This is a genomic window from Pseudomonas sp. BW16M2 (assembly GCF_014268865.1).
In the GTDB taxonomy this organism is placed as follows: Bacteria; Pseudomonadota; Gammaproteobacteria; order Pseudomonadales; family Pseudomonadaceae; genus Aquipseudomonas; species Aquipseudomonas peradeniyensis.
In genome coordinates, this window is record NZ_JABWRI010000015.1 from 58,387 (window position 1) to 76,185 (window position 17,799).

Sequence of the window (17,799 nt, forward strand, 5' to 3'; positions counted from 1 at the left end):
CGGTGATTGCCCGTTCATGGCATCCACCTGCGGGCTTGGGTGGGGTCACTTCAAATGCACTTTCAATGCTTCGCCAGCCTGCAGCATTGCCGCGCGTACCGCCGGCACCTGGCTGACCACGTTCAGCAAGCCATAGTCATGGATCATGCCGTTGTAGCGCACCGCCGTGACCGGCACGCCCGCTTGATCCAGCTTGCGAGCATAGGCTTCCCCTTCATCACGCAGCACATCGGCACTGGCGGTCTGCACCAGCGCTGGCGGCAGGCCTTGCAACTGCTCGGTGGTCGCGCGCAGCGGCGAGGCGTAGATCTCGGCACGTTGCTTGGGGTCGGTGGTGTAGTTGTCCCAGAACCACTTCATCATGTTCCGGGTAAGGAAGTGCCCCTCGGCGTACTGGTTGTACGACGCTGTCTCGAAGTTGGCGTCGGTCACCGGCCACAGCAGCACCTGGTACTTGATGGCCGGGGTGCCTTTGTCCTTGGCCATCAGGCTGACCACCGCGGCCATGTTGCCGCCGACGCTGTTGCCCGCGACCGCCAGGCGCTTGCCGTCGACATTGATTGCCTTGCCGTGCTCGGCCACCCATCGGGTTGCCGCGTAGGCCTGGTTGATCGCCGTCGGGTAGTGCGCTTCAGGGGACGGGGTGTAGTTGACGAACACCGCCACCGCCCCGGACCCAACGACCAGGTCGCGCACCAGGCGCTCATGGGTCGGGAAGTCGCCGAGCACCCAGCCGCCGCCGTGGAAGTACATGAACACCGGCAAGGTCCCCTTCACACCCGCCGGGCGCACGATGGTCAAGCGGATGGCCTGGCCATCGACGGTGATGGTCTTCTCGCTGACATCCGCCTTGGGCAGCGTCAGTTTCACCCCGGCCTGAGCGCCGCTCAGCACCGCGCGGGCATCCTTCGGCGAAAGCTGCTCGATGGGTTTGCCACCGCTCGCGTTCAAGGCATCGAGGAATGCCTGGGTGTTGTGTTCAACGCCAGCGTCGGCGAATGCGTTACCGATAGACAAGGCAAGCAGCGAGCCCGCGAGTGTTCTGGTCAAAACGTTCAATTCATTTCCCCTGATTCTGTTGAGGCGGCAAGTCAGACGGTGACGTGCAGACGGACATCGACGTTGCCACGGGTGGCGTTGGAGTACGGGCACACCTGGTGGGCCGCTTCCACCAACGCTTGTGCGTCGGCGTGCTCCAGGCCTGGCAGGTTGATGTGCAGGTCGATATCCAGGCCAAAACCGCCTGGGATCTGGCCAATGCCAACCTGTGCAGTGATCGAGGCGTCGGCTGGAATGCTGCGTTTGCGCTGGCCGGCGACGAACTTCAGCGCACCGATGAAGCAGGCCGAGTAACCCGCGGCGAACAGTTGCTCGGGGTTGGTGGCATCACCACCGGCACCGCCCAATTCCTTCGGCGTGGCCAGTTTCACATCGAGGTGCTTGTCGCTGGAGATGGCTCGGCCATCGCGACCACCGGTTGCGGTGGCGACTGCGGTGTAGAGAACGTTCATGGCTTTCCTCACTTTTAATGTATTCGGGGGCATGCTGTTGGCGACTTCACTGTTTGTACGCCAACAGTTCGCAATCAGTTGTTGCGCAATAATTTAGTGCGCATTGTTTTTGAAAATAATCTGCCGCTGTAACAAACTGGTTTTCAAGGGAGTTACACCTCAGGCAATGGCTTGTTGCTGCCAAGCCTTTGGTGTCATGCCTTCAGCCTTCACGAAAGTGCGGCAGAAGTGAGATTGATCGCAGAAGCCGCATGCCAGTGCGATCTCTACGAGCAACATCGTGGAAGTCTTCAATAGCTCCCTGCTCTTCATCACCCGCTGTTCACGCAACCATTGTTGCGGCGACATCCGGGTACTTTCCTTGAACATGCGTGAGAAGTGACTGCGCGACAAAGCGCACGCTTGGGCGATTTCAGTCACTGACAGGCAGGTATCCAGCCTGTCCAGCATCAGCTGTTTGGCCGTTCTCAACTGCCAGGATTTGAGCTGCCCTGTCGAAGCCAGTGTCAGCGTCGCCAGCACGGTAGAGTTGTCCTTGTTCATACACACCCATCAATCCAGGTAGCAGGATGCGAGCACCTGACGCGAACAGCGCTGGGCGCTGGAAACCCCAGAGGTTCCAGGCCAGGCTCGTTGATTCGGATCAGCCCACTGCGCACCCTTCGCACGTCAGTGAACAGCCCCCAGGGCAGGGGCTGGCAATGGCTCAGACAGCAGCGACAGGCGCCAAGGTGGGGCCATGCTGAACGCGCTCAGGCGCCTTGTGCACCATGGTGTAGGCGTAGTCGACGCCCATGCCATAGGCACCGGAATGCTCCTTCACCAGCGCCATAACGGCGTCATAGGTGTCGCGGTTCTTCCAGTCCCGCTGCCATTCCAGCAGCACCTGCTGCCAGGTCACCGGTACCACGCCGGCCTGGATCATGCGCTGCATGGCGTAATCGTGGGCTTCCTTGGTGGTGCCGCCGGAGGCGTCGGCGACCATGTAGATCTCATAGCCGGCATCGTTCATTGCCGACAGGGCGAAGGTGGCGTTGCAGACCTCGGTCCACAGGCCGGAGACGATGATCTTGTTGCGGCCATTGCGCTTGAGGGCGTCGCGCACCTTCTGGTCATCCCAGGAGTTCATCGAGGTACGCTCCAGCAGCGGGGCGTCGGGGAACACCGCGAGCAGCTCGGGGTAGGTGTGGCCCGAGAAGCTTTGCGTCTCGACCGTGGTGAAGGTGGTGGGGATATTGAAAATCTTCGCGGCCTTGGCCAGGCCAACGGTGTTGTTCTTCAGTGTTTGCCGGTCGATGCTCTGAACGCCGAAGGCCATCTGTGGCTGCTGATCGATGAAGATCAGTTGGCTGTTGAACGGGGTCAGGACTTCAGTCTTAGGATTGCTCATTGTTGTTTCCTTTCAATTTGATGAAGTTCGATCGCACCCGTTTCGGGGCCCACACGTTGCGGGCATCACCGTAGCCACGAGTGCTCGCCTCAGCGTCGTTGCTTGAGGACGAGCAAAAGATAACGAAACAATGCGCCTCTCGGTGGCGCACTTTTGCGCCTCTACCGGCTCATTTTTGCGCCATTGAATACGCAGCCGCGCTGCTAGCATTCGCCGTTCCATTCGGATCAAGCCGGTCCGTCATGTGCAGGAGAATGCAATGGCAGCTTCACAACCGTTCAACAAGCAGACCGCCTACTGGGGCGTTTCCTGGGAGGAGGCGTATGGCTATCCGCAGGCACGGCGGGTAGGCAACGAGATCTACGTATCAGGCCAGTTCAACCATGACGAGGCCGGTAATCTGCTGGCCCCGGCGCCGCTGAATGCCGACGGCAAGCCCAGCGATTTCTCGTCGATGGGCGAACAGATGCAGGTCGCCTACGACAACATCTCAAAGCTGCTCGCCTTGTATGGCGCGACGCTGCAAGACGTTGTCGAGGAAACGCTTTATGTACTGGACATGGACGCCGCGTTCGCGGTGGTCGGCAAAGTGCGCAAGGCGGCCTATGGCACTGAGCGGCCTCAGTGCGCGAGCAATATCATTGGGGTGTCGAGGCTTGCCCAGCGCCCGCAGTTGATCGAGATCGCCTGCAAGGCCGTGATTGGCGCCCGGGAAATCTAAGCTGCACTCCCGGTTGCGATCAGTTGACCGGGAGTACCGACTGCCCCTCGACCAACGGCTTTTGACTGGCCACGGCAGCGGCGCAGAAGGTCATGAATGCTTTGACGCGCCACGACTTGCGAATGTCCTGGTGCGTCAGCAGCCACAACTCGTCCTGAAGCTCTGGCACCACTGGGCCTGCGCGTACCAACCCCGGGGTGATGTCGCCCAGCATGCAGGGCAGGAATCCATACCCCAGGCCCGCCGCGATGGCGACGCTTGCGGCTGCAACAGAGTCGGTGCGGTAGGCAATGCGCTCAGCGGCGACCCGGCTTTCGACATAGCTTGTCGCCCTCAAACCGCAGAGCGCCGCCGAGTAGGACACCCATGCCTGCCCCTCTGCGAACAGGGGCTCGGCAGTCACCTGCTTGGCGCTGCAGTACGGTGCCCAGGCAATGTTCGCCAGTTTACGGCCCACCAGGCTCTCCGCAGGTTTTCTCGTCGCGCGGATGGCGATATCCGATTCATCCCGGGCGAGGCTGAGGGTTTCATTACCCACCAGCACCTCGAGGCTGATCCCCTCGTTCAGGGCCTTGAAGTCCGCGATGATCGGGGTGAAGAAGTACAGCAGCAGCGAGTCGCTGGTGGTAATACGAAGTTTCCCCAGCGGGCCTTGGCCTGAACGTGAAACACGCCGCGTGACGCTGACGATATCCAGCTCCACGCGCTCGGCGAGTGCTCGCAATTCGGCGCCCTCGGCGGTGAGCAGATAGCCTGATTTGCGGTGGTCGAACAACGCGATGCCGAGCGTTCGCTCGACCTGGGCAACCCGGCGCGAAACGGTGGAGACATTGATGCCAAGCTTCTTGGCCGTCGCCGCACGGTTGCCGCAATCACTGAGCGTCTTGATGATGCGCAAGTCGTCCCACGAGAGCTGATTGACAGCCTCGGCGACGTCCCACTTCGGCCCATCAGCGGCAGCTGGCGCTTTTCCAGTTGGCGATTTCACACAGTTCGTTCCAGATGCGAAGGCGCTGATGATACGAGAAGGGGGTGGGTGAAGCAGCCATATTGTTCTGGCGATGGTTGAGAACCGGGCGGTGCAAGTGGCGCCCGATCAGGGCACGCCACGCAGTAGGGCCGCAAGGCGGCCCCGATGATGCGTGGCATCAGTCTCTAGAAATACCTTCTTCTTTCATCGCCTCCAGCTTGCCGAACTGCTCGCTGGCCAACCGGCTGATGATCCGGATCGCCTGGTGGATGCCCGCTGTGTTGCGGAAGCTCAGTTGCGGGTTGTGCTCGCACTCCAGCACCTCGTCGTGCTGAACCAGTGCCTCGCCGAGCAGTTCGAGGGTCCAGACGTAGCTTTGGAGGGTAGATAGGCGTTCGTGGTCAGGCATGGGGCACCTCCCGGTTGGCGCGGGTGGCGAGGGACTGGCTGTCGATCGGGTAGAAGGTTGGGGATGGGGTGGCCGCAGCGGTTGGGCGGCGGAGAGCGGATGCGAGGATCCTGTACAGACGTGTGATGGTCATGCATGAGACTCCAAGTTAGGTTGGAACCACCACGCACTGTCGCCAAACAATGGGTGGCAGCTGTACGCAGGTTGGCGAACCGGGAACTTGGAACCCGGCAGACCCGAAGGTCTCCCGCGCACAGCCGCCATGGCACGAGGCTGCGGACGCAAAAAAACGCCTGCAATCGTGTGGGGCGCTGCTGCGCCAAGTTTATCCGGGTCGCCAAACCCGGTCGCGGAATTTGCCGCGACTGGAGGGGAATTTATTCCTTGGGGGCTTCTAGTGCAAGGTTCTTGGGGCTAGGAAATGGCGATGGAAAACGTAGGAAATGGCTTGCACGGAGGGACTGGGTGGCAACAGTACGTGGGTTGGCCGACCGGGACGAAAGGGACCGGCACACCTGAGGTGTCCCACATACTGTCACCATGATGGAAACGTGCCCGATATAGATAGCCCTACGTGTGGAGAGGGTGGCAGCTGTACGCAGATTGGCGAACCGAGGAAAAGATAACCCGGCAGACCAGATGGTCTCCAGCGTACAGCAGCCATGTCACAGCAGACGTGTGCAGGTTAGCTTAATCTGATCATTGATGAGGCCTGTTGAGATAGCTAGAAACAAAGCGCCCGCACTGCAAGGACTGCGGTGACTTCCTAGGTGCTAGTACGAAGACAGGAATCGAATGATACGTAATTGAGCCAATAAATACGGGATTTCAGCCTAAAACACCCAAACCTGTATCCCTAAAATCGATTTCACATACCCGGTGCTGGAAGGTCTCGACAGCCGGCTTAGAGTGCTCCAGTGCTCAATGACGCATTGAGCGCTTGTCCTATACCGACTATCAGCCTCGACTGCCTGGAATATTCAGCATCTAGCGTTGGCATAGCCCACCGCGCCTCGAAGCGCTCGCCCCCGTACTCAAAAGCGGCGAATTTCAGCCCGGACGGCTTGTGCTCCTCAGTGAGATCCAAGGTGTAAGGAGTGGTGACGATACTCCTGTGCTTTGAGTGATTATTCAGAGCGGATAGGTACTGATAATCTTCATGACCGGTGAGGACAGCCAGCAGTTGACGAACGTGTTCTATCGATACTTTCTTGAGAACGTTCTTCATATCGATTCTGTGCGGTTCAAGCCTCGTTGAGGCATCGAGGTTTAAACCAAGCCCGAAGTAGACCGAATGCGAAAGGATGTCAGCCATCGCGTGCATACTTTGAACGCATGCAGTGACGTGAGCTGCAGCGCGAAATCGGGCCTGACTAAAAGCCACACTCGCGTCATCAGCCCCCAAAATCAGTGCCATTATCTTACCTGGCTCAGCATGAGCGACTGTCGCCTCACTCAACAAGCGCTTAGCTTCCAAATAGTGATACTTGGCAAATGCCCCCCGCTGGACGACTGAGTCTAGGGAGGGAGCCAGTGCTTCTTTTTGGTCACGACCAAACCTCAGCTCAACCAGCTCCCTCAGGTCATTCAATTTCCAAGTATCCATCTTTGGTCGCATACCCTTCACGTGATTGCTGATTCTGGTCAGACCCACACATAGGTGGTGCTGCGCCCGCCACGCTTCGACAGTCGAAGGTCCTCATCAGCTTACCAGAGGCAGGCACTGCGAACATTGCACCTATCTGAGCACTTATGACAGCATCACCCGAGTAGCATCAAGGGGTTCCCCGGCAGCGCCATTGGACGATCGGGCTCGCATAGGCGCGGGCGAAGGCTTGCCAGTGGCCAAGGGTGAGATGAGGTGGTAGCCAAGTAACCGTTAGACAAGGATAGTTTTGGCGATGACGTACATTAATTTGCCTTGTGATCAGCAAACTTCAATTAGCGATGTCGACGAGACGGTGCTTCGAACAGCAGTACGCAAGTGTCTAGATGAAGCACGACCAGAGCCAATTCACGGCCTTGGTCTCAGTAATTGTGGACCCTACGTGGCTAGCAAGCTCCATGCGTTCCAACAAGCGATCGCTGAGTACGGCAATGCCAACCCCCCTACCAAGCGCGAACGTACTTTACAGGGGGCGCTGCGCGCTGGCAGTGACCTCGTTCATGCAGTACAGCAAATGAAGGGCTGGCTCGATGCTGAGCGACAAGATGGGGAGCTGTTCTTCATTGATGATCAGATCAGCCCGCCTTTTCATCTGAGCAAGCGGCTATCGGTGCAAGTGTCGTTCCGCTGGCGAGCGTCGCCGTCTGCGGACTGGAAGCACGGATACCTCACCTTCGTCTACGATTTCTCCCCTCAGCCCAGCTACACCCTGCCGCAGCCCAAGCGCAAACCCAGCGCAGTGCAGACTGCTAGGAATCTTGAAGACAGCCTGTACCGTGAATGGGAGCGCTTGAAGGCTCAGGCGCTGTTTTCAATGAGAGAGTTCTTCCAAGGTGGCGGCGATGGGGATGCTGTGCCAGAGGTCTTCGCGGTGAGGCCTAGTCCCTACGGTGGAGGCCTGAATAATTTCAGCTGTAATTTCTGGCAGCCCGAGAGGTTGGCACCCTAAATTTTGGCAAGCCATTATCTTCGGTCCGGTGCTAGCGCCGGTGGCTGGTATAAACGAACGTCCGCTCACCACGTCTGCGCGAACGTTCCCAAGCATCGCGACCCACACACCACACGATGACGTCGAGCCCTGCGTTGACCTAGGGCCAGAGCGTTGATCGTAGCTGGGCGATACCGTTGATCATTTCAGGAGTGGATGATGGAAAAGGAACAGTCGGCTACCAATATCTCTGATCCTAAGCCGCAAGATTTCCTGCGAGCGAGACGTCCAGAGCAATTCTCGGACTCTGTGAAGCTACAAGAATCGACCATCGACCGCTCCATGCTGGAGTATCACTTCGGGACCCTGAATAATCGAAGCCAAGAGCTTGAATTCGAGATATTCGTACGGAAGCTTTGTGAGCGAGAAATATGTCCCAACTTGGTTGCCCAGACCGGGCCAACAGCAGGTGGCGACGGTAAAACTGACACTGAGACGTATCCTGTCTCCAACCAGATCGCTTTTTTCTGGGGCTTAAACGAGGCTCCAGAATCCGAGCGATGGGCATTCGGTGTCAGCACCCAGAAAGACTGGAAGACAAAATGCACGAAGGATGTCGAGAGTATCATGTCCACCGGGCGTGGTTACGCCAGAATCTTCTGTGTCTCCAGCCAGTTCATCAAGAATAGCCTGAGGGCGCAGCTTCAGGACGACCTTTCGAAAAAGCACGGCGTCAAGGTCACGATAATAGATCGCACCTGGCTGCTTGATAAAACGTTACAACCCAAGAATCAGCACCTTGCCATCGATCATTTAGGCCTTTCAGGCAGCATTGAGAGCAAAATTCAGATCGGTCCATTCGACGCTGACAAGCAGATCCAGCTAGCAGAGATCGAACGCCAGATCGAACAGATTGAAGATCCAGGCCATTTGACGCTTTCCCAGGTCGATCTCTATACCAAACGGGCCATCATCTACAAGGAGCTAGAACGGGATGCTGCTGCCGTGGAGCATCAGTTCAATGTCGCTGTTCGGACAGCGAAAAGATTCGGTACCCCGAGGCAGTATTTCGACGCCCTTTATCAGCTGACATGGGCTGCGTACTGGTGGCTGGAAAATGCCGAGCTCTTCGAGGAAACCTTTGAGAAAGCACTTGCTGTGGCTCAAGAGACCGACAACGTTGAGGTCTGGGAAAAAGTCGTAACGTTGTTCAATCTGGTTGTCACCACTCATAGAGACGGCAAGTGCACCCTAGATGTGGTCTCCATAGAAGCCGCCATTCGAGAGCAGTTGAACTCGATAGCCGACAACGCGGATATGATCAGCAGCGCATTGCAAGCCAAGACTTCATTGGCGCTCTTGGATCTGTTGGCTGCTGAAAATGAGGAGCAGGTCAATAACACCTTCAGATCTTTGAGCGCCATCGCTGATAGTGCACATAAGCTGATTGGTTACCCTATGGCTCGTCTCGTTAACTTGTTGGAAGCTCTCGATGTGGCCTTCGGAGATCTCAAGGTCTACGAGGATCTCATGGATAAGCTCATTGATTATTCCGGCGCGCGAGAGAATAGCCGGATTAAGGCAGATAAGTACCTGAGGCGAGGAGCGCTGAGCAGCGATAAAAAGGACTATTACAGGGCGATCAAATGCTTCGGGCTATCCCTGTATGGGCTATATAGCAGTGAAAGCAAGACGGAAGTCTTCGCTGCCCTTTATATGTTGTCTCATGCATACGACAAGCAGGGCCTGCTATGGGCTGCGCGAGGAGCAGCGCTGATGGCAGCTTATGTGGTCACCGCTGACGCACTGAAGGAACAGCGAACAAGCGCTAAGCAAGCCGCTATTTACCAACGACTCATGTGGATTGAAGGCCAACTAGGTCGCATGGGTCAGTCTTTGACTTGGTATCACTTAGCTCAACTGAGCGCTCAAACTCTGGATGAAAAACCGTGGAAAGACAATCAGAAAGTAAATTATGAGGTTCTGATTGGCAAGCTATTCCTTAATTCCAATTTTTCAGACATTGAAAGAATAGCTTGGTTGCCGGACAAACTGAATCAGTTGGATTTATGGCTAAGTGCAGATGCGTTATTGGTTTGCTTAGGTCATGAAGATAAAGCAGGACCTGAAGGAGAGCCAATTGACTTTAACTTTATGAACATGTGGCGCAGTATTGATATGGGAGCACCGGTGGCCCCGCTCGACCTCTATCTGGATCGGTGGACGACCATAAGTTCCTACATCCTGGGTTGCAGGGTGTCTGTGTCCTTCCCGGTAAAATCTCCATGCATTGAGTTAGCGCAGCAATTGCTGGCCGTACTGGAAAGCTTTTGCGCACCGATGCTGGCAGATCATGCAGCGGCTACAGTGCCCGCTGTGAATATTGACATCTTATTGGAAGATGAGGATGACTTCATACTGCAGCACAGCTTCGACACCGCTGCGCAGATAACCTCTGCAGAGGTCCTCTGCTCGCCGTTCAGCATTGCCAATTTGACCGATGAACAACGAGATACTATCAGGCAATTTTATAGTGAATTCTGCCTTCGCTTTGTGTCCATCATTTGCCCTCAAATTGGCTGGCCGAAACTCGAGGAAATGCTTCGAGACGACAAAGCCCTGGAACGCGCAGTTGTCTTCAACTGCAATATAAGTTTGGACAGCTATTTCTTTGGGCGTGATATACCAGGCATCGGGTCTCATCAGGACCCTACCTGCGAATTTCACAAACCAACTCGGCGCTCAACTTGGTTTGAACACCATAAAATAGAGCCTATGGATTGGCGCCCTATATCTGATGTCCCGGAGAAGCGCCCAAAACATCCGTTTAATTTTTCGGTAATGAAACACAGAGAGCTTAAAGTGGTTTCTCTTATTCAGGCGAGCCTGTGGGATCAAGCCGGCTGGAAGGGCTTAGGCTTTCAAACATGCGAAGGCGAAACTCCTCTACTTATATTTAATTTTGAAAACGCAGCTATTGGAAACAAAATATTTGAGAATATTGCAAAAACCATTGGAAACAAGGACCCCAATAACTCTTTACGCATCGCATTGATACGAGGCATCAACAGGCAGAATCCTGCGCACTATCGCGTAGCAGTCACGAGCAATATTGATCGATCTGAGGACGAGACTTCTAAAGTCCAAACCGCTCTCTCTAGAATTCATACCATGACACCAAGTTCCTCTGTAAACATTGACAGATTCTTGAAAGACTATGAGGTGCATAAGAAGTGCTATGTTGCCACGGTGAACCCCGAAGGTAAGCTAGTCAGTCACGTAATAACTTCCGGGGTTGTTATCATGCATGCTTGGGAAATAGATGAAAACGATCAGGAGATTTCGGCCATTAAGCCAGACGACGATATCCTTATTCCGGCAGGCGTGGAAAATCCTCCAATAAGTCGAGCGCTTAAGAAAATTCGTTCATTTGAAGCCAGATAGGGTTTGCCACCTGTGCCAGGCGTCCCATCAATGACGCCTGAAGTTTGGTGCCTTTGCGATAAACGACGAATTCGGCTGAAATTAGGTTGGTCTGAGTCTTGACCCCAAAGGAGACTGACTTATTTTTCAGTAGAATATTCAAAAATAGACTCGTCCCATTTCCGTCAACTCTTTAAATAATAAATCAGGTCATACGCAATGAAATTTCTCGACGACATACTGCAGTCAATATCTGGAAATACAAAAACAAAGATCGAAGATCCGTTTATCGGCGCATTCTTAGGCTCATGGATAATATGCAACTGGGATAATTTAGCACTACTGATATGGGGTGAAGGAACCCCCGCGCAACGCATCACTACCATTAGCAAATACTATCATGACTTAAAGATATTTGAATTCAATTCGCTCATAGCAGCTCCTCTCACTATGACAGCATTATTCATCTTTGCCTTTCCATGGGTATCTCTCGGCCTAAAATTTTTGCAACAATTTGCAAATGAGCGCCTACACGGACAAGCAGTGTCAATCGAAATTAGTAAAATACAGCAACAAGAAGCACTAAACAAGCAACGACTGTTAGCTGATCCAGAAAAGGAATTTTTAGGACAAAATGTTAAACTAGACATTGAACGAAGAAAAGAGCTAATTGAACAACTTAAACTCAGAACATTGCGATTCAAAGAAAAAACCGAAACAGCGAAGGCCACATCAGAAACTGCTGCCGCAGCAGCCGCAGAAGCGAGAAGTCGTGCGAATCAAGCTGAGTTAGAAGAGGAGAAAAAGAAGGCGAATGCTGATCTTGAGAAGCAAAGATTTGGCGTAGTGAGCGCTCAACTAAAATCAGCACAGGCATCAAATCGATTCCCATCCGCTTATAGCCTGATGCTGAAAATCGAAGAAAGTCTTAAAGACGACGACATTCAGTTGTCTCTAGCTGGACTAGGGGAAATCGTAGCAATGGTATTTGGCTACGAAAATTTCCATTCATTGATACACGACGAGAACTTCAACAACAAAACCTTATCTCTGGTTTCCTATATATACTACGACCGAGAAGAATTTGCGTCAGCACTCGAAACGATTGTGCAAAACGAAACCTCTGAAAACGAGAATCTCGACTCTGACACTCTGTTTTATCACGTAACTTCGACCATTGAGAGCCTTGAGTATAAACTACTACCCCACGATCAAGTCGAAGAAGTTTGCAGAGAAATTTGCGAGAGCATGAAATATGAATTACTCAACAGCGATGAGTTATCAGGCCCTATTGCTGAGTCGGATACCATTTATGATGAAGTTGAAATCAGCGACCTAGATGACATAACATTTGCCAATGGATTAAGCGTCACCTTCTCTGGTTCGGCTAGTGGCAGTCACCGAAAGGAATATGATGTCCCTGGGCGTGATATAGAATTCAGCGTAGAAATCAAAAGCGCTGTAATCGTCGGCACGAAAGGCTTGGAAAAATTTGAGCGTGGTGATTTGTCAGCAAATTTGATTGACTACTACGAGCCTGAAAGCGAAGCAGATGAAACCTAGACAATCCGCATTTTCTTAATGGAGCCGGAGAGAGTACCCAATGAGACCGTACTCCGGTTTGATCTCGTAGCTGCTCGTTAGCCCAGGGGAAGTTCTGAATACACTCAGAAATTAATTCAAATCCGGCCCTGTCATGATTAGTGCAGACTCTAGTTCCGTTTCAAAAAAGGCGTCACAGATATTTCTATAGAAAAGCCAGTGATAAATGGAGTCCAATGTATTTTCTGTCGAGCCAGCTGTAGAAGTATAGAATCGAATGGTTTCAGCCAAAACTCCATTGTGTAATCAGCACACCCAAAAACATGGACTACCCTTGGTTTCTTTCCAAAGAAAATCCCGACTTTTAGCCGGGCTTCGTGTAACGTAATTTTTATCACACGCTCTTTTCTTAGGCTACAACCATGATCTCGTTCTGTCGCTTAGAAGCCTCGACCAGGACGGCTGTGTAAACGCGCTTCTTCTCGTCAACTTTCGCATTGCGAATGAACTCAGCGAAGGGGCTTTTGACCTTCTCAGAACGCGACTTGAACGGATTCATGAATACCTCCTCCCCAAGCATAGCAACCAGCCACTCGCAGGCGAAACGCCTTGCCCGACCTAAAAAGCAAAAAACCGCCCGAAGGCGGTTCATCAGCCCGATAGGGTAACTAAACACTATCGACATTTCTGGTGCCGGAGACAGGAATCGAACCTGCGACCTTCGCGTTACGAGTGCGCTGCTCTACCGACTGAGCTACACCGGCGTGTTGCGCAACGTACCATTGCCGTGCTCGTTACGCAAACCCCTGTTTCACCTCACTTTCACGGCGCCTTGCAGCCATTCGGCGCGAGGTCTTCCTCCACCGTGGTCACGCAGCTCCACCCCGCCTGGGTGCGGGCCAGGGTCACGGTCTTGCCCAGCACATTGGCCGGTGCGTCGGCCAGGGTGCAGGCGATGCTGGCGGTGCCGTCGGCCGCCGTGCCGCTGGCGGTGATCGCACAATGGGCGGTGGCGGGCTGGCCGCCGAGGCTGGCGACGTCGGGCACGTCCTTGCCTTCGTTCAGGCGGATGTCCATCGGCGTTTTCAGCGCGGAGATTTCCAGCAGCGCCGCCGCGGCTTTGGCCCGGGCCTGGTGGTTGGTGTACATGGGGATGGCGATGGTCGCCAGGATGCCGATGATCGCGACGACGATCATCAGTTCGATCAGGGTAATACCTCGTTGCCCTTTCATGAACGGTCTTCCTTCGTAGTACATGGAGGCGCGGTCGGCGCATTTCATCTTGGGTTGCGCCCCGGCCGGCAGGCGCGCAGTAGGCCTGAACCGACACCTTTTGTCACCCCTGCACGGCAGGGCGTCATCTTCGCTGAACTACTCTAGTGAGCGTCATGGAAACGCGCCCGCCCTCGGGCCCGGCAAGCTGTTACGGGGCTTGTCGCCGCACTGCAAAGGACCTTCGCATGCCACCGTCTACCCGCCTCTACGCCTGGGAGGGCATCGATGCCTCCGGCACTCGTCAACACGGCCAGCAACCGGGGCGCAGCCCGGCATTCGTGCAGGCCTGGCTGCAACGCCAGGGCATCCGGGCCACGCGGGTGAGGTTGGCGGGTGGGTTGCAGTGGCGTTGGCCGCAGCGGGCGGGCAAGGCGGATGCGCCGGGGTTCAGCCGGCAGCTGGCGACCTTGCTGACGGCGGGGGTGCCGTTGTTGCAGGCGTTCGAGGTGATGGCGCGCAGCACGGTGGACGGCGGCATGGCGGCGTTGCTGGCGCGGTTGAAGCAGGATGTGGCAGCAGGGCTTGGGCTGGCGGAGGCGTTGCAGCGGCATCCGGCGTGGTTCGATGCGCTGTACTGCAACCTGGTGCGGGTGGGCGAGCAGTCGGGCACGCTGGACCGGCAGCTGGAGCAGATGGCGGGGATGCTGGAGAAGCGCCAGGCGCTGCGGCAGAAGGTGCGCAAGGCGATGCTGTATCCGGCGCTGTTGCTGCTGACTGGGCTCGGGGTGGCGGCGTTGTTGCTGCTGGAGGTGGTGCCGCGGTTCCAGGGGTTGTTCGCCAGTTTCGACAAGGCGCTGCCGGCGTTCACCCAGTGGGTGATCGATTTATCCACAGGGCTGGGCAATCACGTGGGGTGGTTGGTGCTGTTGATAACTGTATTGGGGGTTGGCGGGCGGGAGGTGTATCGGCGGCATCTGCCGGCGCGGCTGTGGATGGTGCGCTGGGGGCTGCGGGTGCCGGTGGTTGGCACCTTGCTCGGGCAGGCGGCGTTGGCGCGGTTTGCGCGCAGCCTGGCGACTTCTTATACAGCGGGCGTGGCGTTGCTGGATGCGCTGGCAACGGTGGCGCCGGTCAGTGGCAACTGCCTGCATGAGCGGGCGATCCTGGCGTTGCGCCAGGGCGTGGCCAATGGGGCAAGCCTGCAACAGGCGATGGAGGCGGACGGGCTGTTCCCGCCACTGCTGCGCCAGCTGGTGGCGGTCGGCGAGGCCAGCGGCACCCTCGACACCATGCTGGACAAGGCCGCGCTACATTACGAAGAGCAGGTGAGCCAGGCGCTGGAGCAGTTGACCACGCTGCTGGAGCCGGCCATCGTGCTGATCCTCGGGCTGCTGGTGGGGGGCCTTGTCGTGGCGATGTACTTGCCGATCTTCCAGTTGGGTAGCCTGATCTGAACATGAATGCCTGGGCCGTCGTCGTCGATCATCCGCCGTTCTTCTACACCCTGGCCGCGGTGCTGGGTCTGCTGGTGGGCAGTTTTCTCAATGTGCTGGCGTACCGGCTGCCGCTGATGCTCGAGCGCCAGTGGCAGCGGGAGGCGCAGGAGGTGCTGGGGCTGCCGCCGGCCGAGCACGAGCGCTTCGACCTGTGCTTGCCGGCGTCGCGTTGTCCGCATTGCCAGCGCCCGATCCGGGCGTGGGAAAACATTCCAGTGTTGAGTTACCTGGCCTTGCGCGGGCGTTGCTCGGGGTGCAAGGCGCGGATCAGTGTGCGTTATCCACTGGTGGAACTGGCCACCGCCCTGCTGTCGCTGCTGGTGGCCTGGCATTTCGGGCCGGGCGTGGAGGCGCTGGCGGTGATGCTGTTGACCTGGGGCCTGATCGGCTTGAGCCTGATCGATGCCGAGCACCAGTTACTGCCGGATGTGCTGGTGCTGCCGCTGTTGTGGCTGGGGCTGGTGGTCAACGCCTTCGGGCTGCTGGTGCCGCTGGCCGACGCGGTGTGGGGCGCGGTGGCGGGTTACCTGAGCCTGTGGACTGTGTACTGGGTGTTCAAGCTGGTGACCGGCAAGGAGGGCATGGGCTTTGGCGACTTCAAGCTGCTGGCCATGCTCGGGGCCTGGGGCGGTTGGCAGATTTTGCCGCTGACCTTGATGCTGGCCTCGCTGGTTGGGGCGCTGATCGGGCTGACGCTGGTGCGTCTGAAGCGCACGCAGATGGGCGCTGCACTGCCTTTCGGGCCTTATCTGGCCATTGCGGGGTGGATCGCATTGCTCTGGGGTGATGAAATAGTCGCTTCTTACCTGCAACTGCTTGGAACCTGATGAGCACAGCGCCTTTCACCCCCTGGATTCTCGGCCTGACCGGCGGCATCGGCAGCGGCAAGAGCGCCGCCGCCGAGCGGTTCGTCGAGCTGGGCGTGCACCTGGTCGACGCCGACCAGGCCGCGCGCTGGGTTGTCGAGCCGGGGCGCCCTGCCCTGGCCCGTATCGTCGAGCGCTTCGGCCCCGGCGTGTTGCTGGAGGACGGCCAGCTCGACCGTGGCGCCCTGCGCCAGCAGATCTTCGCCGACCCTGCGCAACGGCAATGGCTGGAGCAACTGCTGCATCCGCTGATCGGCCAGGAGATCTTCAGCTACCTGGCCAAGGCGGAGACGCCCTATGCGGTGTATGTGTCGCCGCTGTTGATCGAGTCGGGGCAGTTCAGCAAGACCCAGCGCATCCTGGTGATCGATGCGCCGACCGAGTTGCAGGTGCAGCGCACCCTGCAACGCGACAACACCAGCCCCGAGCAGGTGCAGGCGATTCTCAAGGCCCAATTGGCCCGGGAAGAACGCCTGCGCCATGCCGATGACGTGGTGGTCAACGATCGTGACCTGCAATCGCTGCACGACGAGATCGACCGCCTGCACCACTTTTACCTGACTTTGCGAGGAGGCCAGCCATGAGCCAGCCGATGACCGTTGATTGCCCGACCTGTGGGGCGCCCGTGGAATGGGGGGAGAAGAGCCCGTTCCGGCCGTTTTGCTCGGACCGCTGCAAGCTGATCGACCTGGGGGCCTGGGCGGCCGAGGAGCATAAGATCGCGGGGGCCGAAGAGTCCGAGGATGAGTTGTATTCGGGGGATCTGGAGCCACGGCATTGAGGCAGACGTTTGTGGATCTCTGATTGGTTCAGCATTGTTGGGGCCGCTCTGCGGCCCTTTCGCGGCACAAGGCCGCTCCTACAGGGGAATGCGATCGCCCCAGATGACATCACCGCTCTTCATCCTTCCACGGCGCCTGCAAATAACGAGTGCGGTTGAACGTCTCCAACCACTCGGGGCAGAACACCACCAGTGCACTGATCACCGTGCCATTGATAAACGCCTCGGGGAACATCATCAGCCAAAGGTAGCCAACAAAGTCGCTCAGCCACTCGGGCATGGCGAACCGCTCGTCCATCCACAGCAACCCCAGCCCGGCCGCCAGGCACACCATCACGGTCAGCGCGGCAGGGAAGAACCCGCAACAGAAGATATACACGAACAGGTTACGCGGCTGGGCACGCTCGACCAGGATCGCGCACACCTCGGTGACCAGCACCGGCAAGCCAACGATCAGCAGGCCATTGACGCCAATCGCGGCAAGGTCCTGGCGGCCCAGCAGCAACAAGCCAAGCTGGGCAAGAAAGCCGCCGAGCACCGCCAGCGGCCAGTCCAGCAACAGGGTGACGGCAGTCATGCCAATGAAGTGATACGACACGCCGGTGTCGAAATCGCGCCGCACCAGCCACAGCACAAACAGGCAAAACACCGTGCCAAACAGCAGGTGCTGGCGGCGGGTATCGGTGAACAACTCCACCCAGCGCGTGCGGCTGGCGGCCCAGACCAGCAGGGGCACGTAACCGAGCCAGCCAAGGGTGAGGCTGGTGCTGGACAAGACCTGTGCGCTGATCACCTGAACAATATCCCTGTCGGCCATGTGGACAAGCCTGAGTCTACACCCATTCTCCCTTTCGTCCGGTTGCTATAGGCTGACACCTCCT

The 17,799-nt window shown here is 56.8% G+C and carries 18 protein-coding genes and 1 tRNA gene; 8 read left to right on the forward strand and 11 right to left on the reverse strand.

Features of this window, described 5'->3' with window-relative positions; all coding sequences use genetic code 11:
• Nucleotides 1–45: 45 nt before the first annotated feature.
• The 4 genes from HU735_RS15315 to HU735_RS15330 form a co-directional block, all read right to left on the reverse strand.
• The gene (locus HU735_RS15315; protein ID WP_186714189.1) at nt 46–1,059 is read right to left on the reverse strand and encodes an alpha/beta hydrolase; all 1,014 of its coding nucleotides are present in this window, start codon (nt 1,057–1,059) and stop codon (nt 46–48) included.
• 32 nt (nt 1,060–1,091) lie between these two features.
• Entirely contained in the window at nt 1,092–1,511 is a 420-nt protein-coding gene (locus tag HU735_RS15320; RefSeq protein WP_186714190.1) for an organic hydroperoxide resistance protein, read from the reverse strand.
• 159 nt (nt 1,512–1,670) lie between these two features.
• Entirely contained in the window at nt 1,671–2,054 is a 384-nt protein-coding gene (locus tag HU735_RS15325; RefSeq protein WP_186714191.1) for an AraC family transcriptional regulator, read from the reverse strand.
• 163 nt (nt 2,055–2,217) lie between these two features.
• Nucleotides 2,218–2,901: a hydrolase gene (locus HU735_RS15330; protein ID WP_186714192.1), complete on the reverse strand. Its 684-nt coding sequence runs from the start codon at nt 2,899–2,901 to the stop codon at nt 2,218–2,220.
• Nucleotides 2,902–3,160: 259 nt separating this feature from the next.
• Between HU735_RS15330 and HU735_RS15335 the strand changes: the two genes are divergently transcribed.
• Nucleotides 3,161–3,622, forward strand: coding sequence for a Rid family hydrolase (locus HU735_RS15335; RefSeq protein ID WP_062575164.1), 462 nt, complete (start codon nt 3,161–3,163; stop codon nt 3,620–3,622).
• 19 nt (nt 3,623–3,641) lie between these two features.
• Here HU735_RS15335 and HU735_RS15340 read toward each other — a convergent pair whose 3' ends face one another.
• The 3 genes from HU735_RS15340 to HU735_RS15350 all read right to left on the reverse strand — a co-directional run bounded on the left by HU735_RS15340 (nt 3,642) and on the right by HU735_RS15350 (nt 6,607).
• Nucleotides 3,642–4,610 carry a LysR substrate-binding domain-containing protein gene (locus tag HU735_RS15340; RefSeq protein ID WP_186714193.1) on the reverse strand — a complete coding sequence of 323 codons (969 nt, stop codon included), beginning with the start codon at nt 4,608–4,610 and terminating at the stop codon, nt 3,642–3,644.
• 160 nt (nt 4,611–4,770) lie between these two features.
• Nucleotides 4,771–5,001 carry a hypothetical protein gene (locus HU735_RS15345; RefSeq protein ID WP_186714194.1) on the reverse strand — a complete coding sequence of 77 codons (231 nt, stop codon included), beginning with the start codon at nt 4,999–5,001 and terminating at the stop codon, nt 4,771–4,773.
• Between the two features lie 904 nt (nt 5,002–5,905).
• Nucleotides 5,906–6,607, reverse strand: a complete 702-nt coding sequence (locus HU735_RS15350) for a hypothetical protein (RefSeq protein WP_186714195.1) — start codon at nt 6,605–6,607, stop codon at nt 5,906–5,908.
• A gap of 442 nt (nt 6,608–7,049) precedes the next feature.
• Between HU735_RS15350 and HU735_RS15355 the strand changes: the two genes are divergently transcribed.
• The 3 genes from HU735_RS15355 to HU735_RS15365 all read left to right on the forward strand — a co-directional run bounded on the left by HU735_RS15355 (nt 7,050) and on the right by HU735_RS15365 (nt 12,581).
• Nucleotides 7,050–7,616, forward strand: a complete 567-nt coding sequence (locus HU735_RS15355; RefSeq protein WP_238349829.1) for a hypothetical protein — start codon at nt 7,050–7,052, stop codon at nt 7,614–7,616.
• A 198-nt stretch (nt 7,617–7,814) separates the two neighbouring features.
• Nucleotides 7,815–11,039, forward strand: coding sequence for a hypothetical protein (locus HU735_RS15360; RefSeq protein WP_186714197.1), 3,225 nt, complete (start codon nt 7,815–7,817; stop codon nt 11,037–11,039).
• A 198-nt stretch (nt 11,040–11,237) separates the two neighbouring features.
• Nucleotides 11,238–12,581, forward strand: coding sequence for a hypothetical protein (locus HU735_RS15365; protein WP_186714198.1), 1,344 nt, complete (start codon nt 11,238–11,240; stop codon nt 12,579–12,581).
• 388 nt (nt 12,582–12,969) lie between these two features.
• On the opposite strand, the gene HU735_RS15370 is transcribed toward HU735_RS15365, so the two are convergent.
• The 3 genes from HU735_RS15370 to HU735_RS15380 all read right to left on the reverse strand — a co-directional run bounded on the left by HU735_RS15370 (nt 12,970) and on the right by HU735_RS15380 (nt 13,793).
• Nucleotides 12,970–13,119 (reverse strand): hypothetical protein, encoded by a 150-nt coding sequence (locus HU735_RS15370; protein WP_186714199.1) that lies wholly within the window; start codon nt 13,117–13,119, stop codon nt 12,970–12,972.
• 129 nt (nt 13,120–13,248) lie between these two features.
• Nucleotides 13,249–13,324 (reverse strand) — tRNA-Thr (locus HU735_RS15375).
• Between the two features lie 58 nt (nt 13,325–13,382).
• Nucleotides 13,383–13,793, reverse strand: coding sequence for a pilin (locus HU735_RS15380; protein ID WP_062575174.1), 411 nt, complete (start codon nt 13,791–13,793; stop codon nt 13,383–13,385).
• Nucleotides 13,794–14,020: 227 nt separating this feature from the next.
• On the opposite strand from HU735_RS15380, the gene HU735_RS15385 reads away from it, so the two are divergent.
• The 4 genes from HU735_RS15385 to yacG are packed head-to-tail and all read left to right on the forward strand — an operon-like array spanning nt 14,021 to nt 16,918.
• Nucleotides 14,021–15,229 (forward strand): type II secretion system F family protein, encoded by a 1,209-nt coding sequence (locus HU735_RS15385; RefSeq protein ID WP_186714200.1) that lies wholly within the window; start codon nt 14,021–14,023, stop codon nt 15,227–15,229.
• Nucleotides 15,230–15,231: 2 nt separating this feature from the next.
• Entirely contained in the window at nt 15,232–16,098 is an 867-nt protein-coding gene (locus tag HU735_RS15390; protein WP_186714201.1) for an A24 family peptidase, read from the forward strand.
• Nucleotides 16,098–16,721: a dephospho-CoA kinase gene (gene coaE, locus HU735_RS15395; RefSeq protein ID WP_011535704.1), complete on the forward strand. Its 624-nt coding sequence runs from the start codon at nt 16,098–16,100 to the stop codon at nt 16,719–16,721. The genes HU735_RS15390 and coaE overlap by 1 nt, the downstream gene beginning before the upstream one ends.
• Complete coding sequence (gene yacG, locus HU735_RS15400; RefSeq protein ID WP_011535705.1) at nt 16,718–16,918, forward strand: DNA gyrase inhibitor YacG; 201 nt, start codon at nt 16,718–16,720, stop codon at nt 16,916–16,918. The genes coaE and yacG overlap by 4 nt, the downstream gene beginning before the upstream one ends.
• A gap of 109 nt (nt 16,919–17,027) precedes the next feature.
• Here the strand turns inward: yacG and HU735_RS15405 are convergent, their stop codons facing one another.
• Nucleotides 17,028–17,735 (reverse strand): energy-coupling factor ABC transporter permease, encoded by a 708-nt coding sequence (locus HU735_RS15405; RefSeq protein WP_186714202.1) that lies wholly within the window; start codon nt 17,733–17,735, stop codon nt 17,028–17,030.
• Nucleotides 17,736–17,799 lie beyond the last annotated feature (64 nt).